At 50.1% G+C, this 20,405-nt stretch carries 18 protein-coding genes; 12 read left to right on the top strand and 6 right to left on the bottom strand.

Annotated elements, in window-relative coordinates:
* The first annotated feature begins 197 nt into the window (after positions 1-197).
* Positions 198-929, top strand: coding sequence for a hypothetical protein (locus tag ACQ6WK_RS13550; RefSeq protein WP_432797914.1), 732 nt, complete (start codon positions 198-200; stop codon positions 927-929).
* A gap of 74 nt (positions 930-1,003) precedes the next feature.
* Here the strand turns inward: ACQ6WK_RS13550 and ACQ6WK_RS13545 are convergent, their stop codons facing one another.
* Positions 1,004-1,504 (bottom strand): hypothetical protein, encoded by a 501-nt coding sequence (locus ACQ6WK_RS13545; RefSeq protein ID WP_432797913.1) that lies wholly within the window; start codon positions 1,502-1,504, stop codon positions 1,004-1,006.
* A 241-nt stretch (positions 1,505-1,745) separates the two neighbouring features.
* Between ACQ6WK_RS13545 and ACQ6WK_RS13540 the strand changes: the two genes are divergently transcribed.
* The 7 genes from ACQ6WK_RS13540 (at position 1,746) to ACQ6WK_RS13510 (ending at position 7,364) form a co-directional block, all read left to right on the top strand.
* Positions 1,746-2,048, top strand: coding sequence for a hypothetical protein (locus ACQ6WK_RS13540; RefSeq protein ID WP_432797912.1), 303 nt, complete (start codon positions 1,746-1,748; stop codon positions 2,046-2,048).
* Positions 2,049-2,160: 112 nt separating this feature from the next.
* Positions 2,161-3,015, top strand: coding sequence for an ABC transporter permease (locus tag ACQ6WK_RS13535; protein ID WP_432797911.1), 855 nt, complete (start codon positions 2,161-2,163; stop codon positions 3,013-3,015).
* Between the two features lie 51 nt (positions 3,016-3,066).
* Complete coding sequence (locus tag ACQ6WK_RS13530) at positions 3,067-3,801, top strand: SCO family protein (protein ID WP_432797910.1); 735 nt, start codon at positions 3,067-3,069, stop codon at positions 3,799-3,801.
* 153 nt (positions 3,802-3,954) lie between these two features.
* A complete protein-coding gene (locus tag ACQ6WK_RS13525) occupies positions 3,955-4,926 on the top strand; it encodes a hypothetical protein (RefSeq protein ID WP_432797909.1) in 972 nt (323 codons plus the stop codon).
* Complete coding sequence (locus ACQ6WK_RS13520) at positions 4,923-5,777, top strand: hypothetical protein (RefSeq protein WP_432797908.1); 855 nt, start codon at positions 4,923-4,925, stop codon at positions 5,775-5,777. Before ACQ6WK_RS13525 ends, ACQ6WK_RS13520 begins: the two co-directional genes overlap by 4 nt.
* An 86-nt stretch (positions 5,778-5,863) precedes the next feature.
* The gene (locus ACQ6WK_RS13515; RefSeq protein WP_432797907.1) at positions 5,864-6,970 is read left to right on the top strand and encodes a sodium:calcium antiporter; all 1,107 of its coding nucleotides are present in this window, start codon (positions 5,864-5,866) and stop codon (positions 6,968-6,970) included.
* 91 nt (positions 6,971-7,061) lie between these two features.
* The gene (locus ACQ6WK_RS13510) at positions 7,062-7,364 is read left to right on the top strand and encodes a MazG nucleotide pyrophosphohydrolase domain-containing protein (protein WP_432800407.1); all 303 of its coding nucleotides are present in this window, start codon (positions 7,062-7,064) and stop codon (positions 7,362-7,364) included.
* A gap of 40 nt (positions 7,365-7,404) precedes the next feature.
* On the opposite strand, the gene ACQ6WK_RS13505 is transcribed toward ACQ6WK_RS13510, so the two are convergent.
* Positions 7,405-7,662, bottom strand: coding sequence for a hypothetical protein (locus ACQ6WK_RS13505; protein ID WP_432797906.1), 258 nt, complete (start codon positions 7,660-7,662; stop codon positions 7,405-7,407).
* Positions 7,663-7,689: 27 nt separating this feature from the next.
* Complete coding sequence (locus ACQ6WK_RS13500; protein WP_432797905.1) at positions 7,690-10,425, bottom strand: VanZ family protein; 2,736 nt, start codon at positions 10,423-10,425, stop codon at positions 7,690-7,692.
* A gap of 208 nt (positions 10,426-10,633) precedes the next feature.
* Here ACQ6WK_RS13500 and rfaD point away from each other — a divergent pair, with 208 nt between their 5' ends.
* The 3 genes from rfaD (at position 10,634) to ACQ6WK_RS13485 (ending at position 16,129) form a co-directional block, all read left to right on the top strand.
* Entirely contained in the window at positions 10,634-11,653 is a 1,020-nt protein-coding gene (gene rfaD / locus ACQ6WK_RS13495; protein WP_432797904.1) for an ADP-glyceromanno-heptose 6-epimerase, read from the top strand.
* A 325-nt stretch (positions 11,654-11,978) separates the two neighbouring features.
* Positions 11,979-12,221 carry a hypothetical protein gene (locus tag ACQ6WK_RS13490; RefSeq protein ID WP_432797903.1) on the top strand — a complete coding sequence of 81 codons (243 nt, stop codon included), beginning with the start codon at positions 11,979-11,981 and terminating at the stop codon, positions 12,219-12,221.
* A 251-nt stretch (positions 12,222-12,472) separates the two neighbouring features.
* Complete coding sequence (locus ACQ6WK_RS13485) at positions 12,473-16,129, top strand: autotransporter domain-containing protein (protein ID WP_432797902.1); 3,657 nt, start codon at positions 12,473-12,475, stop codon at positions 16,127-16,129.
* A gap of 16 nt (positions 16,130-16,145) precedes the next feature.
* On the opposite strand, the gene ACQ6WK_RS13480 is transcribed toward ACQ6WK_RS13485, so the two are convergent.
* The 3 genes from ACQ6WK_RS13480 to ACQ6WK_RS13470 form a co-directional block, all read right to left on the bottom strand.
* Complete coding sequence (locus ACQ6WK_RS13480) at positions 16,146-16,643, bottom strand: DinB family protein (protein WP_432797901.1); 498 nt, start codon at positions 16,641-16,643, stop codon at positions 16,146-16,148.
* 23 nt (positions 16,644-16,666) lie between these two features.
* A complete protein-coding gene (locus ACQ6WK_RS13475; protein ID WP_432797900.1) occupies positions 16,667-17,188 on the bottom strand; it encodes a DinB family protein in 522 nt (173 codons plus the stop codon).
* 185 nt (positions 17,189-17,373) lie between these two features.
* The gene (locus ACQ6WK_RS13470) at positions 17,374-18,849 is read right to left on the bottom strand and encodes a hypothetical protein (RefSeq protein ID WP_432797899.1); all 1,476 of its coding nucleotides are present in this window, start codon (positions 18,847-18,849) and stop codon (positions 17,374-17,376) included.
* Between the two features lie 229 nt (positions 18,850-19,078).
* Here ACQ6WK_RS13470 and ACQ6WK_RS13465 point away from each other — a divergent pair, with 229 nt between their 5' ends.
* The gene (locus ACQ6WK_RS13465; protein WP_432797898.1) at positions 19,079-20,242 is read left to right on the top strand and encodes a PfkB family carbohydrate kinase; all 1,164 of its coding nucleotides are present in this window, start codon (positions 19,079-19,081) and stop codon (positions 20,240-20,242) included.
* The last annotated feature ends 163 nt before the right edge of the window (positions 20,243-20,405 follow it).

Raw genomic sequence — 20,405 nt, 5'->3', positions numbered from 1 at the left:
ATCTAAACTTGATCGCGTCGGCTTGTCTTGTTTTTTTGATAGAACAGCAAGCAAACATAAAAGCTCCATATAAGGTTTTCGTAAATTACTGCAACATCATAAGCAAATAGCTCAAGAGGTTAAAAGGTACGTACACACCTACTAACGCGAAATACAGAAAGGTGTTTTTACTATAACGATCAGGAGTACGCCAAGCGATGATGAAAACCAAATGTAAAAACCTATTTAAACTCACCATCGGTACAGGTATGGCTGTTGCAACTTTCACTGCTGCATCACAGACATATGCCGCCCCCGTTGCCTTTGAACTCACTGGCGTTGTGAGTTCATCAACTATTGATACATTTAATACGCTCCCCGGGAACGTCAGCGTTGGCGACACGATCACCACAACGATCGTCTATGATCTTGACCGTGCCACCAGTAATGGTGCCTTTTTGAGCGGTGGTATCGGTTTGCTTACTCTCACCGCTAATGGCGAAACACTCGACTTCACACAAGAATTCACAAGCCCAGACCGCTTTAACAGCCTCGGCCAACTTAGTGACATCCGCCTCGGACGTGATTTCGTAACCGATGATTATTTCTTCAATCTCGCCGATCGTGATGAAGAAGGCGATTTTCTCGAATTCGAGCAGGTCGGTATTCGTCTTCAAGTAGATGGCAACACCTTTAACAGTGGAGATCCATTCGCCTTACTTGATGTTCCGTTACTTGACAGTAGTGAAGGCGTTTTTAATCTCACCGGTGATGATAGTGGTGTCTCAAGTATCCGCGTCACTTTTAACGAACTCGATTTCATCGATGTTCCTGATGATTATGTTTTTTCTGACCCCACACCCCCAATACCCGCTGTACCCTCACCCACGGCACTTTCCGCGATCGGCTTGCTCATCCCCTTATCCCTCCGTCGAACACGAAAATCATAAACGCTCATATTCAATCTACCAGACCATAAGCTGTTCATTTAATGAACAGCTTTTTTTACTGACTTTCTCTTCACCTACCCAACCACCTTTTTCAACCGTGCTTTAATAGATGGCGCTTCCTCCAGCATGGCAAGTTCAATCATCTGTTTTGCTTCCGCATCATACTCCGCATGTTGTTTGGCCAGTACAACGAACCCGCTATAGGCCCATGCCCGCACAAACTTATTACTTTCCATCAAACACAGACGTAGGAAATCAGCCACTTCTTCATGCTCCGACTGGCCGATCGGTAGTTTCTCCATGCTTTGTAGTAGATGTAGCTTGGATTCCCAATGCGATAGCCGCATCGCAGCACGGTAATATGCCGACGTTTGTTCATCACTCAGTGCTTTGCCATCTTCCAAGTATTTTTTAATCAACCACGTTACGCCGTTTTGCAATACGCTATGATCAAGTAGATCAATCAAGATCCCCGTGAAGTTTTTTTCCTTTGCAAACCGCGTGTAAACGCCTTCAATAACTTCGATCGATTTGCCATCCCACCCCTGGATCGCATCTTCGATTTGAGTTTTCATGCTTCAATATTAACGTTTGCATGTAGAATTAGAAATAAAAAAATACCTGAATAGAATGTAAATAGAAGGAATAATTTGTAGTTGTGGGACCTCTCCATATTCTGCAATTTTTACAATTGAAATGTAAAACGCTGTATTGATCCAAGTGGGTGTTATTTGCACTTGCTCTAACTTTTCTGCTGTAACCAAGTTTGTTGGATATGAATTGCAGGCATATTTTTCTTGAAACATGTATCCACTGATGGCAACATTTCAACTTAACATCATCTACTCTCTAGAAGACGACTCGCTTAACGACGTTCTTACTGGCAACACAAAACTCTTATTCGCCTCATACATCAGAGGCGAAGTCGATAGCACTATCGTCTCCGCCAACTCCGAAAACTTCCTTTTCTTCACCTACGAAATTCTCACTCTCGGCCTCAAATTCACCGCTTTTATCCCACCCGCTATTCCTGAATCAATCTCAATTCTTCTACTTCTTTGCACCGCCAAACAAAATTCAATTTTTGATCCACTTCGGATTGCTGTGCATTCCGGGTAGAGATGCTTGGTCATTTGCGACACCGTACATCACAGCCATTGCCGTACGCCGTAATTGTCCCGCGACTCGCATCTCCATTCCTGTTAAAATCTTCGCAGGAGATCACAGTTATATGAATGAGAACGCGATTCAATCGAATCAATCCCTATCGCCTCCCGCAAGCCACTTCATCCTAAGCACGTGCACGCTTTGGAAGCGTGAAATGGTTCGATTCCTCCGAGCCAAGAACCGAGTCGTTGGCGCACTTGCGTTCCCAGTCCTGATTTGGATTATGTTGGGGTTCGGTATCAATAACATGTTCAAAACTACTGGTGCTGTGGTGAGTTATGGAAATGATTCTGCCCCGCAAGCTATCGGCTATCTCGAATACTTTTTTCCCGGCATGCTCGTCATGATTCTTCTCTTCACCGCCATTTTTTCAGTTATCTCGGTCATTGAAGATCGGCGTGAAGGGTTTCTTCAAGGCGTATTAGTTTCGCCAGCATCAAGGCTTGCGATTGCACTGGGTAAAATTCTAGGTGGCGCTTCTCTTGCCGTGGGGCAAGCGTTGATTCTTACCGTCCTCATTTACCCCTTGGTTGGTAGCATTCCTTCGCCGTTAGCAATCATCGGCGTGGCGCTTTCAACGATTATCATTGCCATTTCATTGACTGCACTGGGGTTGTGTCTTGCTTGGCCGATGGATTCAACCGCGGCCTTCCATGCTATTATGAACATCTTCCTTATGCCGATGTGGTTCCTCTGTGGTGCGATCTTCCCTGTTGCTTCTGCGCCGCTTCCCATGCGCATCATTATGTATGCCAATCCGCTAACTTATGGCTACACAACGATTTCCAGTTTACTGATCGGCACTGATGCTCAGCAGATTCCGCTGCCATTGGCCGCGACGATCATGACGGTCTTCTGTATTGTGCTTGTTTTGCTTGCCGCTAGAATAGCTTCCAAGCCGCGTAAGGATGGTATTTAAACAATTGATAATCAACCACTTCCGCGCTTATATGTATAGCGGAACAGCCCTATGAATCAGCCAACATCCAATGAATCTTCTGATCCGCCTGTCGGTGCTCGTGGTATGACTCAGGCTCAGCGTATTGCTGTATGGGCAGTTGCGATTTTTGCCCTCGGGGCGACCGTTGTTATGACCGTTGATGTGCTCTACCGCGGTGTGCCCGGAACACGCAATACAGTCGATCAAGCGAATGCGGCTGGAAAGCAGCCGTTACTTGATCCCACGCCAGGATTTGAACTTACAAGTGCATTTGGCAAGCCCGTTTCGAATAAGGATTTGCGCGGTAAGATCGTGATCTACAATTTCATTTTCACCCGCTGTACACTCATCTGTCCGATGATGAATTTTCGGATGATGGAGGTGCAGGAACGATTGCTCAAGCTCGATGATCCAGACAAAATTCGTCATCAGGTTAAGATCATAAGTGTTTCTTTGGATGGCGGTTATGATACTCCTGCTGTGCTGAAAGCTTATGCGTATGACAAAGATCGTTTGATAGAAGCGGATCCTGAATTGTGGTGGTTTTTGACCGGACCTCAGGAGAAAGTTTGGCCGATGGCGGAGCAGGGTTTCAAACTTCAAGTCACAGCGGATCCGGGTGGGGCCGTGGGCGAGCAAATCAGTCACAGTTCACGATTTGTGTTGGTCGATAGGCAGGGGCGAATCTATAACTACTATCACAGCGATGATGCGGCTGAGTTGGATGCACTTGTGGCGGATGCATCACGGTTGCTTGAGAAGTAAACAAAGTCTAACTAGCGCTTAGATGTGTGTGTGGCAAAGTTGTTGGTGGTGGAGGGTGATGTTGCTGGATAGAATCGTGTGAACAATGAATGGTATGAGATGGCCATGATGATTGGGTGCGATGCTGTACGAAACGAAATGTAAAGGGATGTGTTGAAGCAGGATCGAAGACAAGAACGACTTGGGGGCAAGGTTGAGCATGTGGACTTTTCGCCGCCACGTGCTGAACAGGTGCAGGCATTATTGTCGCAGTATCGATTGCGGAGTGGGCGAGGGCTGTTTGGAGGATGGCGAAGGTGGCCGATGTTTGTGCTGCTAGGGCTACTGTTTGCTTTGGTGTTTACACAGAACTTTTTGGTGATGGTATTGCCATGGTTGGCGGTAGGGGGGCTTGTGGGTTTTATGATGTTGCGGGTGAAGCAGCAGAAGGTGCTGGAAGCACGGGCGAATCGGTTGCAGGAATTGCTACTGATGCGAGAGCATAAGCAGGTGTTGCGTGAGGTTTGGTTGCTTATTCCGGAGCTATCGCAACAGCCATCACTGCATGTACGGATGGTGAATGCGTTGGCACATGCACTTATAGAATTAAAATGCTACGAAGCGGGGGTGGCTGCGATGGGTTATTTGATCGAGGTGGTACCGAATGGCCATCCACATGCGGTACAGATCAAGATCAATCGTGCGATTGCGTGGCTGATGATGGATCATCTTTCAGATGCGGATGATGCGCTGCGGGGGATGCGTGGGTTAGAAGACGAACAGAAGCAAAATACGATCGCGGCAAGCTATGGCTTTGCTTCACTGCTTCAGGCTGTGAAAACGTTCCACTGGGAGGATGGTGTGGAGGCAGGGCCTACTGGTCAATCACAGCAATGGATCGATAGGCTTCGACCATTAGGGATTGAGGCGGGTTATGGTTATGGCTTGATTGCGTTTTGTCATTTGAAGTATGGCGAACGGATGGTGCAACAAGATGCAACTGGAGGAGCCGAGGGCGCACGATTGCATGGAGTGGCAGCAGATCGTTGGTGGGCGAGGGCGACATGTTTGCTCCGACCAGATTATCTGCTGCATAAATTTCCGGAGCTGACAGAGGTCGCGCAGCGGCAGGGGGTTCGGGCATGAAAATTTTGCATGGCAAAGAAGAAGGCGGAAAGCCTCTCGCGGCAGCATCGAAATCTCATGCGGCTCTAAAAGGATTCGATGTGCGCGTATTGCGAAGACAGCTTGCGATGGATCTGTTTTTGCGATGGGTGAGTGGTGTGGGGATGGTGGTACTTTTGGTGTATGTATTTGGCGCGGGAGGTGATGGGATTGCATTTACACTGGGGGTGGTGCTGCTAATTTTTGGATGGTTTGCACTGAATGCGGTGAACGCGCGGACGGGGCGGGAACTGTCACAGATGACAGGGATCATTGAGATTGATCCGGCAGGCGCAGAGCGATGGTTGGCAGGTGTGATGGAGCGGCGGCCACTTATTGGGTGGGTGCGGCTTATGATCTACCATCGGGTGGCAATGTTGCGTCATAAGCAAGAACGATTTTCGGAGAGTGCCGCGATTTGCCGGAGTGTGTTGGGGTATCGGCTTGGACCGGCTGAAGGAACGCGCGGGCATCTGCTGCTGATATTGTCAGAAGCTTCATTGGAGATCGGTGATATTGCAAGTGCCTATTCAGCGCTTAGAGAGTTATATGGCATGCGTGTGTCATTGATGGAGGCGCTGCAGCGGCTGGCGCTGCAGGTGCGATATGAATTGATGTCGGGGAATGAGCGGGCAGCGGTAACGGGTGTTGATGGGAAGATGGAGATGGCGGAATTGTTGCCGGGGCCGCAGTGTGGGGCGGTGCATGAGATGCTTCGAATTGCGGCTGAACGATGCGGAGAGATTGAGCTTGCGATGCGACTAAAGGCGCGGTCGGAGCTGCTTTGCTCGCAAACGCAGCGGGATAAGATCAGAGAAGGGTTGGGCGGTTAGACGCTGATCATGGTGATGCGATAATGACGAACATACGAACATGATATGCAGACGTGTGGGTGATGAAGTTGGTATGATGTTGACCTATGTTGATACTTGGAAGTTTATTGCCTGCGGAATGGTTTGATGGAAGCGCATCGTGGCTGCTGATGGTTGTAACATTGGTGTGTATGTTGTTTGTAATTAAGGGGGCGGATTGGTTGGTTGAGGGTGCTGCGGGGATTGCGAAGAAGTTTGGCATGCCGGAGGTAATCATTGGGGCGACGATCGTGAGTTTAGGGACGACGACGCCTGAGGCGGCAGTGAGTGTGCTTGCGGCGTGGAATGGGAATTCAGGATTGGCATTGGGAAATGGGGTTGGTTCGATCATTGCAGATACGGGCTTGATCTTTGGGATCGGTTGTTTGATGACACGTTTACCTGCAGACCGTTTTGTACTTAGCCGACAGGGCTGGGTGCAGTTTGGGTCGGGTGCGTTGCTAACGGTGGTTTGTTTTGTGGCTTACATGGTGAGCGGGGGTGAGATTGATGGAGCGCGATTGGGCCGAGGGATTGGGCTACTATTTGTAGCGCTTTTGGTGGTCTATCTCATGGTTAGTGTGAAATGGTCGAAGGCGCACCCACATGGTGAGCCGCGGCTGGTGGGGCACGAGGCTGCGGATGTGAAGGCGACGGGGTTTCGGGAAGGTGAGGAGGCTGGTGAGAGGGAACGTGGGGTTTTGGCGCTGTTATTGATGGGGTTTGCGGGGTTGGTGATGGTGGTGTTGTCGGGTGATGGATTGGTGGGAAGCGTGAGTGAGTTGGCCGTGAGGTTTGGTGTGCCGGAGGTTGTAGTCGCATCGACATTGGTCGCATTTGGGACGAGCTTGCCGGAGTTGATTGTGGGGATTACGGCGATTCGAAAGGGGCATGCAGAATTACTTGTGGGGAACATTATTGGTGCAGATATTTTGAATGTGCTGTTTGTGATTGGGGTAAGCGCATGTGCGACGCCCCTTGTGATTGGTGATGCTGGGGCGAAGTTGCCGTGGATCTTTTTGCAGTTGCATCTGCCGATGATGATGCTGATGTTGCTGCTGATGAGGGGGTATATTTTCGCAACAAAGAAGACGGGTCGGTTTGAGCGGTGGATGGGTGTGCCGATGGTTGTGTTATATGTGGTGTTTGTGGGTTTGCAGTATGCACTGAGTTAATCTTGAGTGTGATACTGGGAAATGCGCGTATGCGAGGAACGAAATAATGGAAGAGCAATCACAGAAAATACAGGCAGATGCTTCTGGTGGGATGACGATTGCAGATTTTCAAGGGTATATCCGTGAGAAGTATTTTGCGACGGATAGCGATCGCGGCACGCCGGGGACGTTTATGTGGTTCATTGAAGAAGTGGGTGAGCTTGCAACGACGCTGCATAAGATTAAAGGGGAGGGCGGCAATACCTCGGGCGGCTCGACGCATGAGGATTTGGAGGGCGAATTTGCGGATGTGTTTGCGTGGCTGTGTACGCTGGCAAATATCAATGATGTGGATTTGGAAACGGCGCTGCGGAAGAAGTATTTCAGCGGGGATGCCCCGGCGGGGACGAAGTGACCCTTTGGAAGTTTGTGGCTAAGTGCGTCAGGGATAAAAATCAAGTTCTAGTAAATTGGCGAACAGCGGCGAGAGCGCCGATCGTGATCGCGATGAAGATTGCAACGGCATGAACGTTGAGTGATATTGCACCGCCGAAGGGAATGGACTGCCATGAGAAGATGGCAAGGGCGGGCAGGGCGATTACGAAAAAACAGAGTGGGGCGACGAGAATGAAGAGGATGGTTGCGGCAATGAATCGGCTGGCGATTGATCGTGTGGTAGGAATGTTTGTTTGAGGGAATGTTTCTTCAGGCATGATTGTATCTCAGGGGTTTGATGGGCCTTAGTTCATCGGAGTGGATTCTTCGGCGGAGATATTTGTGGTTGTGTCAGAGGCGACGGTGCGATGACGGAGCCAAGTCAATTCGGGGGCGCGGGTGAAGAGGGCGGCAGCAAGGTAAGTCGCAATGCCGATACAGATCGCGATGGCGAGGCAAACGGCAGATCCGATGGCGGAACGCGAAGCGGGATCGAGGTATCTAAGCGCGAGATAGACAGGGATAGCCATGATAAGGGTACAAGCGATGGTACGCATGAATGAGTTGATGACTGGGCGATCAAGTGGGCGATAGACGTAGGTTTTGAGGAAGTAAGTGAGGAAGCATACTTGAAGGATGGCGGTAGTGGCGGTCGCATAGGCGAGGCCGGCGGTTCCGAATGGCCAAATGAGGATGAGGTTGAGAGCAAGATTGACGCCGACGATGGCGACGGAGATTTTGAGTGGGGTGGATGAGTTTTTGTGTGCATAGTAGGCGCGTGTGAGGACATGGATGGCGGTGTAGGCCCAGATTGAGATCGCGTAGCCGATGAGAATATGCGAGACGCGGACGATGTCGTCCGGCGTGAGATGGGCGGACTGGAAGATAAGACGGGTAAGCGGCTGAGCGATGAGGATGAGTCCGACGCCTGCGGGAAGTCCGATGAAGATTGCGAGTTGTAGGCCGTGATGGAGAATGGTTTGGAAGTTGGCACGGGGTGAATCGAGAGTGGCGTTGGCACGAAGAGGTGAGTGATGTGGGATGGTGGCAGGGTCGGGGTTAGTGCCGGCGGGAGGTTCTTTGATGATAACGGATGCGGCATGTGCGAGAGCTGGGAAGATGGCGGTTGCAAGTGCGATACCGAAGACGCCAAGAGGGAATTGGTAGAGACGTTGTGCAAGGTAGAGTGCGGTGGTTGAGTTGGGTTTGAGGGGATAGTCGGCGGAGAGGCCGAGTGCATGGATCGTGTTGGATGCAGTAGGTGTGACGGTGGGATCAGGTGCAGAGAAAGCGTAAGCGATCAGCGTATCGAAAAGTGTGTTGATTTGAATGACAGCGAGCCCGAGAAGCATGGGCAGCATCATGTAAAACATAGAGCGAATGTGCTTGGCGGTGCCACCGAAGATAAGGGAAGGCGGCGTGACAGAGAAAAGGGCTGCAAGTTGCCAACCAACTTGAATCACACCCGCGAGGAGGACACTGACTGCGATGAAGTAGGCAGTATTGTCGTGGGTAAAAGCATTTGTTTTTTGGTTGAAGAGTGAGGCGCAGGCGGCGAAGCCGATCATGGTAACGTTGAGGATGATGGGCGCGGCTGCGGCAGGTCCGAAGCGATGGTGGACTTGGAGGATGCCACCGATAAGTGCGACGAGGCAGATGAGCGGCATGTAAGGGAGCATAAGCATGGTGAGGCGGAGAGCGAGGTGTGTTTCAGGCGCGAAGGCGAAGGATCTATTCACAAGATAGAGTGTGGCTTCTGAGGCGATGGTGATGGTGATGAGAATCAGTGTGAGTAGGGCGATGATGAGTGAGGCGAAACGGCGGGCAACCTCGGGATCTTCTTTGAGCAGGCGGGTGTAGTGTGGAATAAAGGCCGCGGTGAGTGCGCCTTCGCCGAAGAGACGACGGAAGAGGTTGGGGATGGTGAAGCCGATGACGAAGGGGGATGAGTAGACGGTGAGCCCACCAAGTGCGCGGACGACGACGATATCACGGACAAGGCCAAGAATGCGAGAGAGGAAGGTGAGAGCGGAGACAAGTAGTGCGTGGTTGATGAAGTGTTTGTGAGACACGTCGTCGGGATGGACTGGTTTTTTAGATGTTTTAGGGGCGAGGTATGTTTCGGGATCGGGGATGGTCGGATAGTGGTCGGCGATGGGTTGTCGGTAGTGAGTTGATGCGAATGATCGTGTGGCGACAAAAATAGCCCAGAGGCAGAGTGCGATAAAGAAGCCCTTCATGTGGGCGATGACATCGGCGAGATCAAAGCCGCGACGGGTGAAGTTACGCTGGATTTCTTCGATGATAGGTGCAGAGAGGCCCATGATGAGGAAAGTGATGATGATAGAAGCTTTGGGGCGACGGCGGCCAAGCGGCGCGGCTGCAGCAAGTAGTGGTGTGAGCAACAGAGCGATGATGAAGTGGACATCTTTGTCGAGGCCGCGTTGATAGTCTTTGAAGAAGGTGTAGAACCAAACGATGATGCGGTTGCCGGCGCGAAGGAATGTCATGAGGGTGAGTGTTGGTGCGATGATGATACAGATGGCACGTGCGGTGTTAACGCGCCAGGCAGGGGAGGGTTTGGACGGTGTCGGGGCGAGTGAGATGATATAGGTAATGATGATGCCAATAGAAGAGGCAGCTACATCTGTGTATGAGACGGTGCGATCAACGAAGGATTGTGTGTATTCATCGACGACAGCATAGGCGACGGCGATGAGGAACGCGATTAGTGCGTTGGCGGCTAATGATGCTTTAGCAGAGGCAGGACGGGCACGGAGGATGAGGTTGTAGAGTAGACCGAAGGCGAGGACATGGATGGCTTTGTCGGGTTGAAAGATGGCAAGTGTCTGATCGTTTGGATCGAGAATTTCGATTTTTGGTATATGGGTGGAGATTGCAAGAAGAACCCAATAGAGTGGGAGGAGGATTCTTGCGTGGCGGTTCAGAAAGCAGTCGATGCGATGGATGGCGAAACGCAGGTGTGCGATACGCGAGGGGGGAAGAGCAAGCTCGGGGGTTGTAAGGGTGGATTGCGTCATGAATAAGGGAGCATTGTAACTGATGAGAAGAGATACGGGGTAGAGTTAAGCTGAGCGGAGATGGGTGTGGAAGAAAGAGATGGAAGGCGGGAGAGGGAAGAAATGGAGCGAAGGTGGCGGGGAGCTTAGAATGGGTTAAGATTGGCTGATTGGTGACGTGGTTATTGAGCGAAATTGATTTTTGAATGTGTTGATAAGGAATCATTTGATGATCGTTGTGACAGGTGCGAATGGATTTATCGGCGCGAATATGGTGAAGCGTCTGAATGCGATGGGTGAGACGGGTGTGGTGGTCGTCGACGATTATCCAAGCATCCGTGATACTGAGGGGACGACCGTTGCGCCGAAAAACGATCATTATGCACATGGGTTTGGTGAGGGTGCGGTAGGTTTATACATAGATATGCATGATTTTGCTGCGTGGCTGGGAACAGATGCAGCAGATGCGGTAACAGGCATTGTTCACATGGGTGCGTGTAGTGATACGACGGTGACGGATCGCGAATATGTAATGCGCGTGAATCTAAAATACACGACCATGCTTTGGGATTGGTGTACGAAGCGGGGTGTGAATTTTGTATATGCATCGAGTGCGGCAACGTATGGCGATGGGACGCAGGGATATAGTGATGAAATGGATCCTGGGATTTACAAGCCACTTAACCTATATGGTGAAAGCAAACATCGGTTTGATCTTTGGGCATTGAAGCAGGAGAAGACGCCGCCGCGTTGGGCGGGGATGAAGTACTTCAATGTATATGGTCCAATGGAGCTCCATAAAGGGCGGATGGCGAGTGTGGCGCTTCATACGTATAAACAGATCAAAGAAACGGGGAAGATGAAGCTGTTCATGTCTCACAAGGACGGGATTGCAGACGGAGAACAGTTGCGGGATTTTGTGTTTGTGGAGGATGTGGTGGAGATGAGTTTGTATTTGTTAAACGAGTCGGTGAGCAAGGACGCGCCGAATAGTTTGTACAACGCGGGGACGGGGAAGGCTCGATCGTTCTTGGATTTTGCAAAAGCGGTGTTTGCGGGATTGGGGATGGAGCCTGAGATTGAGTTCATTCCGATGCCGGTAGATCTGCGGGGACAGTATCAGTATTTCACGCAGGCGACGATGCGGAAAATGATGGGGGCGGGGTATGACAGGCCGATCCATTGTCTCGAAGATGGGGTGAAGAAGTATGTGTCATATCTAGAAGGTTTACTGGGGGGTGATCGTTAGCGATTAATGGGGTAGGGAGATGGCGTGGGCGGGATAGGGCTTGCACGTAAAAACACAAAAATATCTTTTCAATTTGATGGTGAACTGCTAGTATGGACTCGTCTTTAGGTCGATCTTCGCTTGGAGGCTGTGGTTCCTACACACCTCTTGTGAGATTCGTATTTGGGTGACCGGGGACGAGTGATTTGATTGATGGACGTGTGAAATATCTTGTTCGTTAAAGCGTTCATCTCCATGTTAGTGTTAATTGTGCGCGGCCGGCATGATGTGCTGGTTAGTTCATGTCTTAGACGTCGTTTGGTTACTTCCGTAGAGGGAGCTTTTTATGCTGCAGGTCAAAGATACGTTTGTGTATGTGGTTAAGAATCAGGGTGAGATCGTGCTGATGGGTGTGTCGAATGATTTTGAAGCGACGCAGGATGAGCATGATCATTCTTCGATGGAGTTTACAGAGATCCGGCCGGTGACAGAAGATATGACCGGTGAGCAGGCGGAGCTGGTGCTTGAGAAGCTTCTGTCAGAGTATCGTCAAACACACGAAGGGTTGAACCCGCTGTACAACTTTTAGGCGTTGATGTCGAAGTTTGGATATGTATTTGGGACTGAGCTATCACTGCGCGAATTGTTTGGTCGGATGTTGTGATGATTTAATAGGTCCGGTAAAGGCGGGCCCGATTATATTATGGGTGATCGGCTGTGTAAGGGTTTGCAGAAGGTGGGCGGCTTGTTCAATGAAAAGTGCTCATCCTATTCGATGATTCTAGAGGGTCCGGTTGTTCTCTATCATGTCATGTGATGGGTTACAACAGGAGCATGGGTATGGTGACGAAGTGGGCTGCGGCGTTGGGGTGTACAATCTCATTGTCTTTATATGTCTGCGCAGAGATGCATGGGCAGACGGTGACATTTACGGGTGCTTCTGGGAATAATGTTTGGACAAACGATGCGAACTGGCAAGGTGGTTCTGCGCCAGGGACGAATGTGGGTGGGTCACTTTTTATTCTGTCAGGCAATGTGGAGGGGGGAAGCCCTGCGATCCCGGTGACAGGAATTGATCTCGATTATACGAATATCGACACAATCAACTTCCTGAGCGGGGGTGTAACAAATAATTACGATTTGCAGGGCACGGGGTCATTTACGTTGAATGATGATGGGGAGATTGTAAATAATAAAACATTTTCGAACACGATTAGTGTAGATGTGATTGGGACGGGAGATACGCTTACGCTGAACTCTGAGGCTTCATCCATATCATTAGCTGGTGGCGTAGATTTGAGCGATACGGGCGGCGTGAACCTTATCATGACGGGGAACTCGATTGTTGCGGTGAGTGGTGTTATTTCGGGGACGGGTGGTTCGGTTACTGTCAATACATCAACAGCTTCTGGTCAGGGCGCGAATCTTTTTGGAACAAACACATATACAGGTGGCACGACATTAGGCGGCAATGTCAACATTAATAACAATAGTTCATTTGGCACGGGAACAATTTCAGTTATTGATGATACGAATCTTTCAAATCTTGCTGGTGCTGCACTTACACTGAGTAACGATATTAATATTACGCTTGGCAGCACGTTGACGTATGACGACTCTGATGATCTAACGCTCAATGGTGTGATTTCCGGTACAGATACTTTTGCGAAAGCAGGATCATCTGCACTCACCCTTAACGGTGCCAATACCATTTCCGGAAATTTTAATTTCTCAGGCGGAACGGTCGTTGCAGGGAATGATGATGCTTTTGGTACTGCTGCAGTGAACGTGACGGGTAGTTCATCACTGCAATCAGATAATGACTTACGGTCACTTTCAAATAATATCGCTATTTCCTCTGGCCAAACGCTAACGTACAACGGGTCTAATAGTCTTGCTTTAAGCGGGGTGATATCAGGTAGCGGTGGAATCACGATGAACACAAGTAGCACATTGACGCTGCTTGGCGACAACACTTTCACTGGCGGAATTACTTATGGTTCGGGAACGATTTTGGCGCGGAATGATAATGCGCTGGGGACTGGAAGTTTAACGTTGAGCAGCAATGGCACGTTGCAATCAGATTCTGATAGCCGAACACTGTCAAACAATGTTGTGTTGGGAAGTAATGCACTGACGTTCAGTGGCACGCAAGGCATTACGTTGGGGGGTATTATTTCAGGGACGGGATCAATTGTGAGAACTGCATCGGGTGATTTGACGCTGAATGGTGCGAATACTTTTTCGGGTGGTATTACGAATGCGCAAGGAATCTTGACGGTGGGAGATGATGCCGCCTTGGGAACGGGTGCCTTATCTGTTACGGGGAGCTCAACATTACAGGCGGGCAGCAGTGGGATCGCATTGAGCAATGCAACGAGTGTTGCCTCCGGGCAGGTGCTAACGATCAGTGGTAGTAATGATTTGACGATGAGTGGTGTGGTCAGTGGTGCTGGCGCACTCACTAAAAGTGGGGCAAGCGGTGTGACGTTGTCTGGCACAAACACCTATTCGGGGGGAACAACTTTGGCCGCAGGCACCATTACGCTTGGCGCTGATGGGGCGTTAGGAAGTGGCGCCCTAACCACAAGCGGCGATGCGTCGATTCAATCGAACGATGATTCACGGGCGGTGAGCAACAACATGACCTTGGGCGGAGGCACGACACTGACGGTTGGCGGCAGTAACAACCTGACATTATCAGGCGTTTTGTCGAGTACAGGGGCGCTGACTAAGTCGGGAGCAGGCATACTCACCTTGAGCGGCACCAATACATACACCGGTGCAACGACGGTTTCTGCGGGGACGTTGCTTCTGACAGGATCAACATCGGGAAGTGCGTTTACAGTTGCTTCTGGTGCAACACTGGCGGGCACGGGAACCATCACTGGCAACGTGAATAACTCCGGGACGATCTCGCCCGGCACAAGCCCGGGGACATTGAACGTGGTCGGTGATCTGACATTAACGAGTTCTTCCATCTATGACATTGAGATTGTCGATGCCGGGACTGCCGGGACTGATTACGATACGATCGATGTGACAGGAGGAGCAACAGTCGCTGGTACTGCGGCAGTAACCGCTGATAGCGGTTATGAGCCAGATGTTGGGGATACATTTACGGTTATTCAAACAACAACTGGCGTGACCGGAACGTTTGATTCAATCACAGATAATCTACCTGCGATGTTTTCGTTTACACAATCAATCAGCGGCAATGATCTTGTTCTAACGGTGGTGGGGCAGCCATTGGGTTCAACCGTGACGGCGCGCAACCTAGTATTTGCGGCGGAAGCTTTTGAGCGGATTCGCAATGACAGCCCGACCGGCGATATCGCCACAGTGATAGATCAGTTAGAAACACTTACCAATACACAATTGATCGTTGCGTTTGAGCAGATCGTGCCGAATTATTTGGTTACGCAAGCGGAAGCAACTTTTAAGGGGATTGATGTTCAGAATAACAATATCAATGGCCGGTTGAATGAGTTGCGATATGGTGTGCCGGGTGGCATGCGAAATAACTTGCAGATCGAAACACCGCAGCAAACGTCGATCGATCCTGAAGAAGAGATGCGTTATGCGTTGTTGTTGCAGGTGGCTGAAGAGTCGCTTGAACAGCAACAGGAAACATTCAGGTTTGGTGGCGCAGAGCAGGGTGTCTGGGGTGCATGGGTGAGTGGGTTTGGCACGTTTGGTGATTTTGATGCGGCATCAAGCCAAGCCGGTTTTGAATTCAATACGGGTGGTATTACGCTGGGGTTTGACTATCGGATTTTTGATACGCTTGCTGCAGGTGCGTATGCGGGGTGGTCCAACACGGGAACAACTGTAGATGGTGGGCAGGGAACAAATTCATTTAACAGTGTCAACACCGGGATGTACATGACATGGTTTAACGAAGAAGGTTTTTATGCTTCAGGATTGGTCGGTGGTGGTGTTAATTTCTATGAGAACAATCGGCGAATTGTGTTTGGAACGATTGATCGTGTTGCGGAGAGTGACCCTACGGGATTCTATTTCCAGACACTGGCGACTGGTGGTTATGAATTCAAGTTTAAAGATTTTGCAATCGGGCCCCAGCTTGCCCTTCAGTATGTGAACCTGCAAATCGGATCTCATAACGAGACAGGCGCGGACAGTTTGAATCTAAATGTTGGTGCGTTTAACGGTAACTCATTTGTGACACGGCTAGGTTTTCGGTCGAGCTTTGAGTTTGAGACGAGCAACATGAAGTTTGTGCCTGAAGTAGTCGGTTCATGGCAGCACGAGTATCTCTCGCCGATTGACACGGTGGACGTGAATGTACCGGCAGGCGGGCAGACATTCACATACACCGGTATCGGAGAATCTCGGGATTCAGGATTGTTTGGCGTTAACCTAATCGGAATCAGCAATCGCGATGGCTGGAGTTTTACACTTCAATACAACGTTGAATTTATCCCGAATGAGTTTGTGGTGAATAATGTTTATGCCGGAATGCGGTTCACTTTTTGATCAGTGAACAGGTGATCTAAAAGATCGCATTTTCTTTGTTATCAGCTGCGCGTCGCCAAGAGGCAAGCTGTCCGAGATGCATGCCTTCATGTACGGTGAGGAGGTGACTGATCATGTGTCCAACGGTAGGAAATATTTCAATCAGATCTTCGCTTGCTGTAGGTTTATTGAAAACTGAAGGATCTGTTTTCTTGACCGTGTCCGCAAAATGGCTGTGCGCAGCTTTATACTCAGCAATGAGCGTTTGCTTGTCAGGGTAGTCTTCAGGATTAGGTGTAGGAGAGGAGCCATGGCCGAATTGTTCGTTGTAGGATTCGGGGACGTTTGAAGGTTGGCCAAGCAGGGAACAGCCATAGGAAGTTGCCCAGACCAAGTGGCCGAGAGTCCATGCAGGGTGGTTGGCGATACCTGCAGTTTGTTCAGTAAAGCGTGCCGCGGGGATGGAGTCTACGAGCTTAAGCCCATAGCCTAGGCAGATTTCGAATTCGTTGAGCAGGAGGTCGATGTTGTCCATGTTATCTCCGTTTGGTTAGAGGATTAGTTTTTAGGATAGTTGCCAGTATCGGTGTTGAGTGGTGGAGCAATGCCGGTGGCTTGTCGCCAGGCAGAAAGTTGTCCAAGGTGGTAGGCTTCGTGTGCGGTACCGACATGGAGGACGAACATAGCGAGTGATGAGAAGCGGCCTTTATGCCGCTCAAGCGGTGAGGGAGCTGCAAGTTTTTCAGGTGAAGCTGCAGTGACCGCGGCGATGTAATGTTGATGAATGTCGAGGTAGTTATCGATAAGTGTTTGTTTGTCGGGGTAGAGGGCCGGATCGGCATGTGGGGTGGAGCCGATGGCGAAGAGAGCTGTCTCGGATTCAGGACGGATGGAGATGTCGGTGAGGATTGAGATGGCGGCGTTGTGTGCTGCGGTAAGGTGGCCGAGTATCCAAGTGGGGTGATTGCGTAGCCCGTTGGGTTGCTCGGTCATGCGATCTTCAGGGATAGGCTCAAGGAATTGTAGTGCGATTTGCTCATGGAGATTCATTTCATCAAAAACGGTCTGGATGTTGATCATGGTGCGATCCTTTGTGTGATCGTGGTAAGGGTTTTTCAGCCATGAAAATTGTAGCATGGTGTAACATGGTGTGGCATGGGTGGCGATGAGGATTGATCACAATGTGCCACAGGTAATGCGGCGTGGCTGACCTATTAACAGGGGAGGCTAAAGATGTATTCCTGGCGTTTTGTAAAGATTTGATGTTATTGGAGGGTATGTTTGGAGGTGGAGATACCGCGGGAGATTTTGACGAGATAGAAAATGATGCCTGCGAGAGGGGGGAGCCAGAAGGTGGCGTAGAAGAAAAACCAGAGCGTGGGGTTACGGAATTCGGCAAGCATATCAGCAAGTAGAAAAGAAATAAATAGAATCGCAAGGCCGGTAGCGAGGTAAGTGAAGATAAGAATGGGTGAGAGATAGATGGCGAGCTGAGATGTGAGTGGGAAGATGTTGTGTTTGTACTTGAGGGTGAAGATAGTCGCGGTGACAAGTGATAGTACGAGGGTGAGGGAGATAAAGACGAGGGTGGTGATGAGTTGGAAAGTAAGGAAGCCAGCGATAACTTCGGGGTTGAAGATATCGAGGATGGAAACGCTGCTTCCAACGTGGCCAAGTGCATACATCAGGGCGAAGAAGACGGTAAAGATGATCATGTTGATGGGGATAAGCAGGAAGTTGGCGTAAAGGAGGTATCTACCGGTGCCGCTGACGGGTCTGTGGTTAGGCAGTATGACGGAGAGTCTGCGGATGGGAGCAAAAATTGCGAGGCTTAGGGTGGCGAAGAAAGATTTAATTGAAGGTCTTGTACTGATGGGAGCGCCTATGCATTGATTAGACACAGGTAGAGAGAGAGGTTTTCCGCATTCAGTGCAGTGATCATTGTTCGGAGGTTGGTTTGGGAATGTGGGGTATCCGCAGGTTTGGCAGCGGGCAGGCCAACGAGAAAATGAGCCGACCAGCGTGCGTGGGTGCCAATGTTGTGCAGGAATGCGGAGAGATACAAGTAGAATCAGTGGCGGGTAAGCGAATATGAACAGGGTGAGATACCACTTGACGAGTGTGCGCTCCTTGAGAAACCAAGGGAGTTGTTCCCATGGTTGTTCATAGCCATCAGATTTATAGGCTTCCCAATAACTGCGATAGGCGGTATCGAGGTAACTGACCGCGAGTAAATGCAGAGCAAAAATGAGAAGGAGGTGCGGGGTGAGGCGTTGGAGACGCTTGAGGTTGTGGATGAAGGTATGGTGGAGTTTACCCGCCTGAGGCGACCAGATGGTGGTGAGGATGGCGGAGGGAATGGCAGTCAGATTGCAGTAGAGAAGGTACAGTATCGCGAATAGTGTGAGGCCGAGGTATGAACGGATTTGCACTTGAAGCAGCTCAACGGTTTCGCCAGCACATTGAGCCACAAGGCCAAGTGGCAAGTCTTCGTCGACTTTGAATTCATAAGCAAAGCAGATAAGTGCGGTAAGGGTGGTGACGATGATAATGCTGAAGGTTGCGAAGAGGGTTGTTTTGAGCAATGAGAGATGATCGGTTCGGCGCAGAGTAAAGCGGGGAAGGAAGAATGCAGCAGGGAAGGCCAATAAAAAATGTAAAGGTTTGAGCTGGAGAGGTGGCGATGTCTGGGGCTGAATCTGAGAGGGAGCGGCAATAGCTGGTTGGCTTCCAGAGGTCATGGTGCGATTATAGTTTGAGCAGAAATATGCTGCGAGGGATAAGTGGGGCCGCGTGTGCGCTTTTAAGTGAGGTGTTGCGGGCGGTTTGCATGGGCGGGTGAGCGCGGTTAATTTAGCAGGGCTGGGATCGGGGATATGGTTAGTTGCAGCCTGTTACAGTGGTTCTGGTGATGGGCGGGAGTGGTATGACAGAAATATAGATCATCGGATTGATTGGGAGTTTTGACTGATGAATGAGCGTACAGAGATTGCAAGGCGTGCCGCAGCCGGGCTGCACGGGTTTATGGATCGTGTGGACCAGACGCCAGTGATGTTGGGATTTGACGGCTTTGTCGATTCGATTATTTCTGTGGTGGATAAGCGGGAGGATGCTGAAAACTATACTGCCATGCCGACGATTGCGACATTTGGCGAACGGATCAGTGCAGCTGCAGGTAAGAGTGCAAATTTTGAACTGGTAACACGTCTTCGAAAATTGGGTGGGAATGGCCCAATCATGGCGAATGCGATGAGCCGCGCAGGTTTGGCGGTGACATACGTTGGGGCTGTAGGCTATCCGACGATCGACCCTGTCTTTCGTGAGATGGCTGAACGTGCAGAAGTTCATCCGATTGCCGATCCAGGGCATACCGATGCGCTGGAGTTTGAAGATGGCAAGCTAATGATCGGAAAGTACCAGTGTTTGAATGAAGTGGATGTAGCAACACTACGGAACGCGATCAGTGATGAAAAGTTTTTTGAGATCGTAAACCGGTCACAACTTATTGGCATGGTGAACTGGACGATGTGTGCACAGGTGCACAAGATCTGGACATACATGTTAGAGGAAGTTTATCCGAAGTGTGACAAAGAGGTGGACGGCAAACGCCGTATGATCTTTATTGATTTGACTGACCCCGCGAAGCGCCCCGAGGCGGACTTGAAAGATGCATTAACGATTTGTAGTCGGCTTAATAAAATGGTGGATGTGACGCTAGGGTTGAATTTGAATGAATCATTGCAGGTGTCGAAGGTACTTGGGATTGACGTGCCGGGCGATCCATTTGAGACGGTGATCGAGCGATGCATTGCAGTGCGAGAAAAAATGGGAATCAGTGGGGTGGTGGTTCATCCGCGAAGTGGAGCGGGTGGCGCTGTTTTAGAAGCAGATGGCAGTGTAAGTAGTGCGTACTTCAAGGGACCGTTTGTTGAGAACCCCAAACTGTCGACCGGCGCAGGTGATAATTTTAACGCGGGCTATTGCTTGGGCCGTCTTGCAGGTTTGGATCTTGCAGAGAGTTTGTGTTGTGGCACGGGAACAAGTGGGTTCTATGTACGGAATGCGAAGAGTCCGACATTGAAAGAGCTAGGCGACTTTTGCGACAGGTTGCCTGAGCCAGAAGGTGGTGAGTAACACATCTTGCAGATTTAAGCGGTGTATAGAATAGTGAATGAAGAATGCCCGGCTTCGAAGTCGGGTGTTTTTGTTGATTAGAGTTTGAGTTTATAGGCATTGAGGAAGGCGAAGTTTCCTATTTTATCTATATTCCCAGATCTAGTAGGTTCTGTAGGTGTGT

The organism is Poriferisphaera sp. WC338 (assembly GCF_050931845.1).
Taxonomy (GTDB): Bacteria; Planctomycetota; Phycisphaerae; order Phycisphaerales; family Phycisphaeraceae; genus Poriferisphaera.
This window is presented reverse-complemented; position numbering and strand designations above follow the sequence as displayed.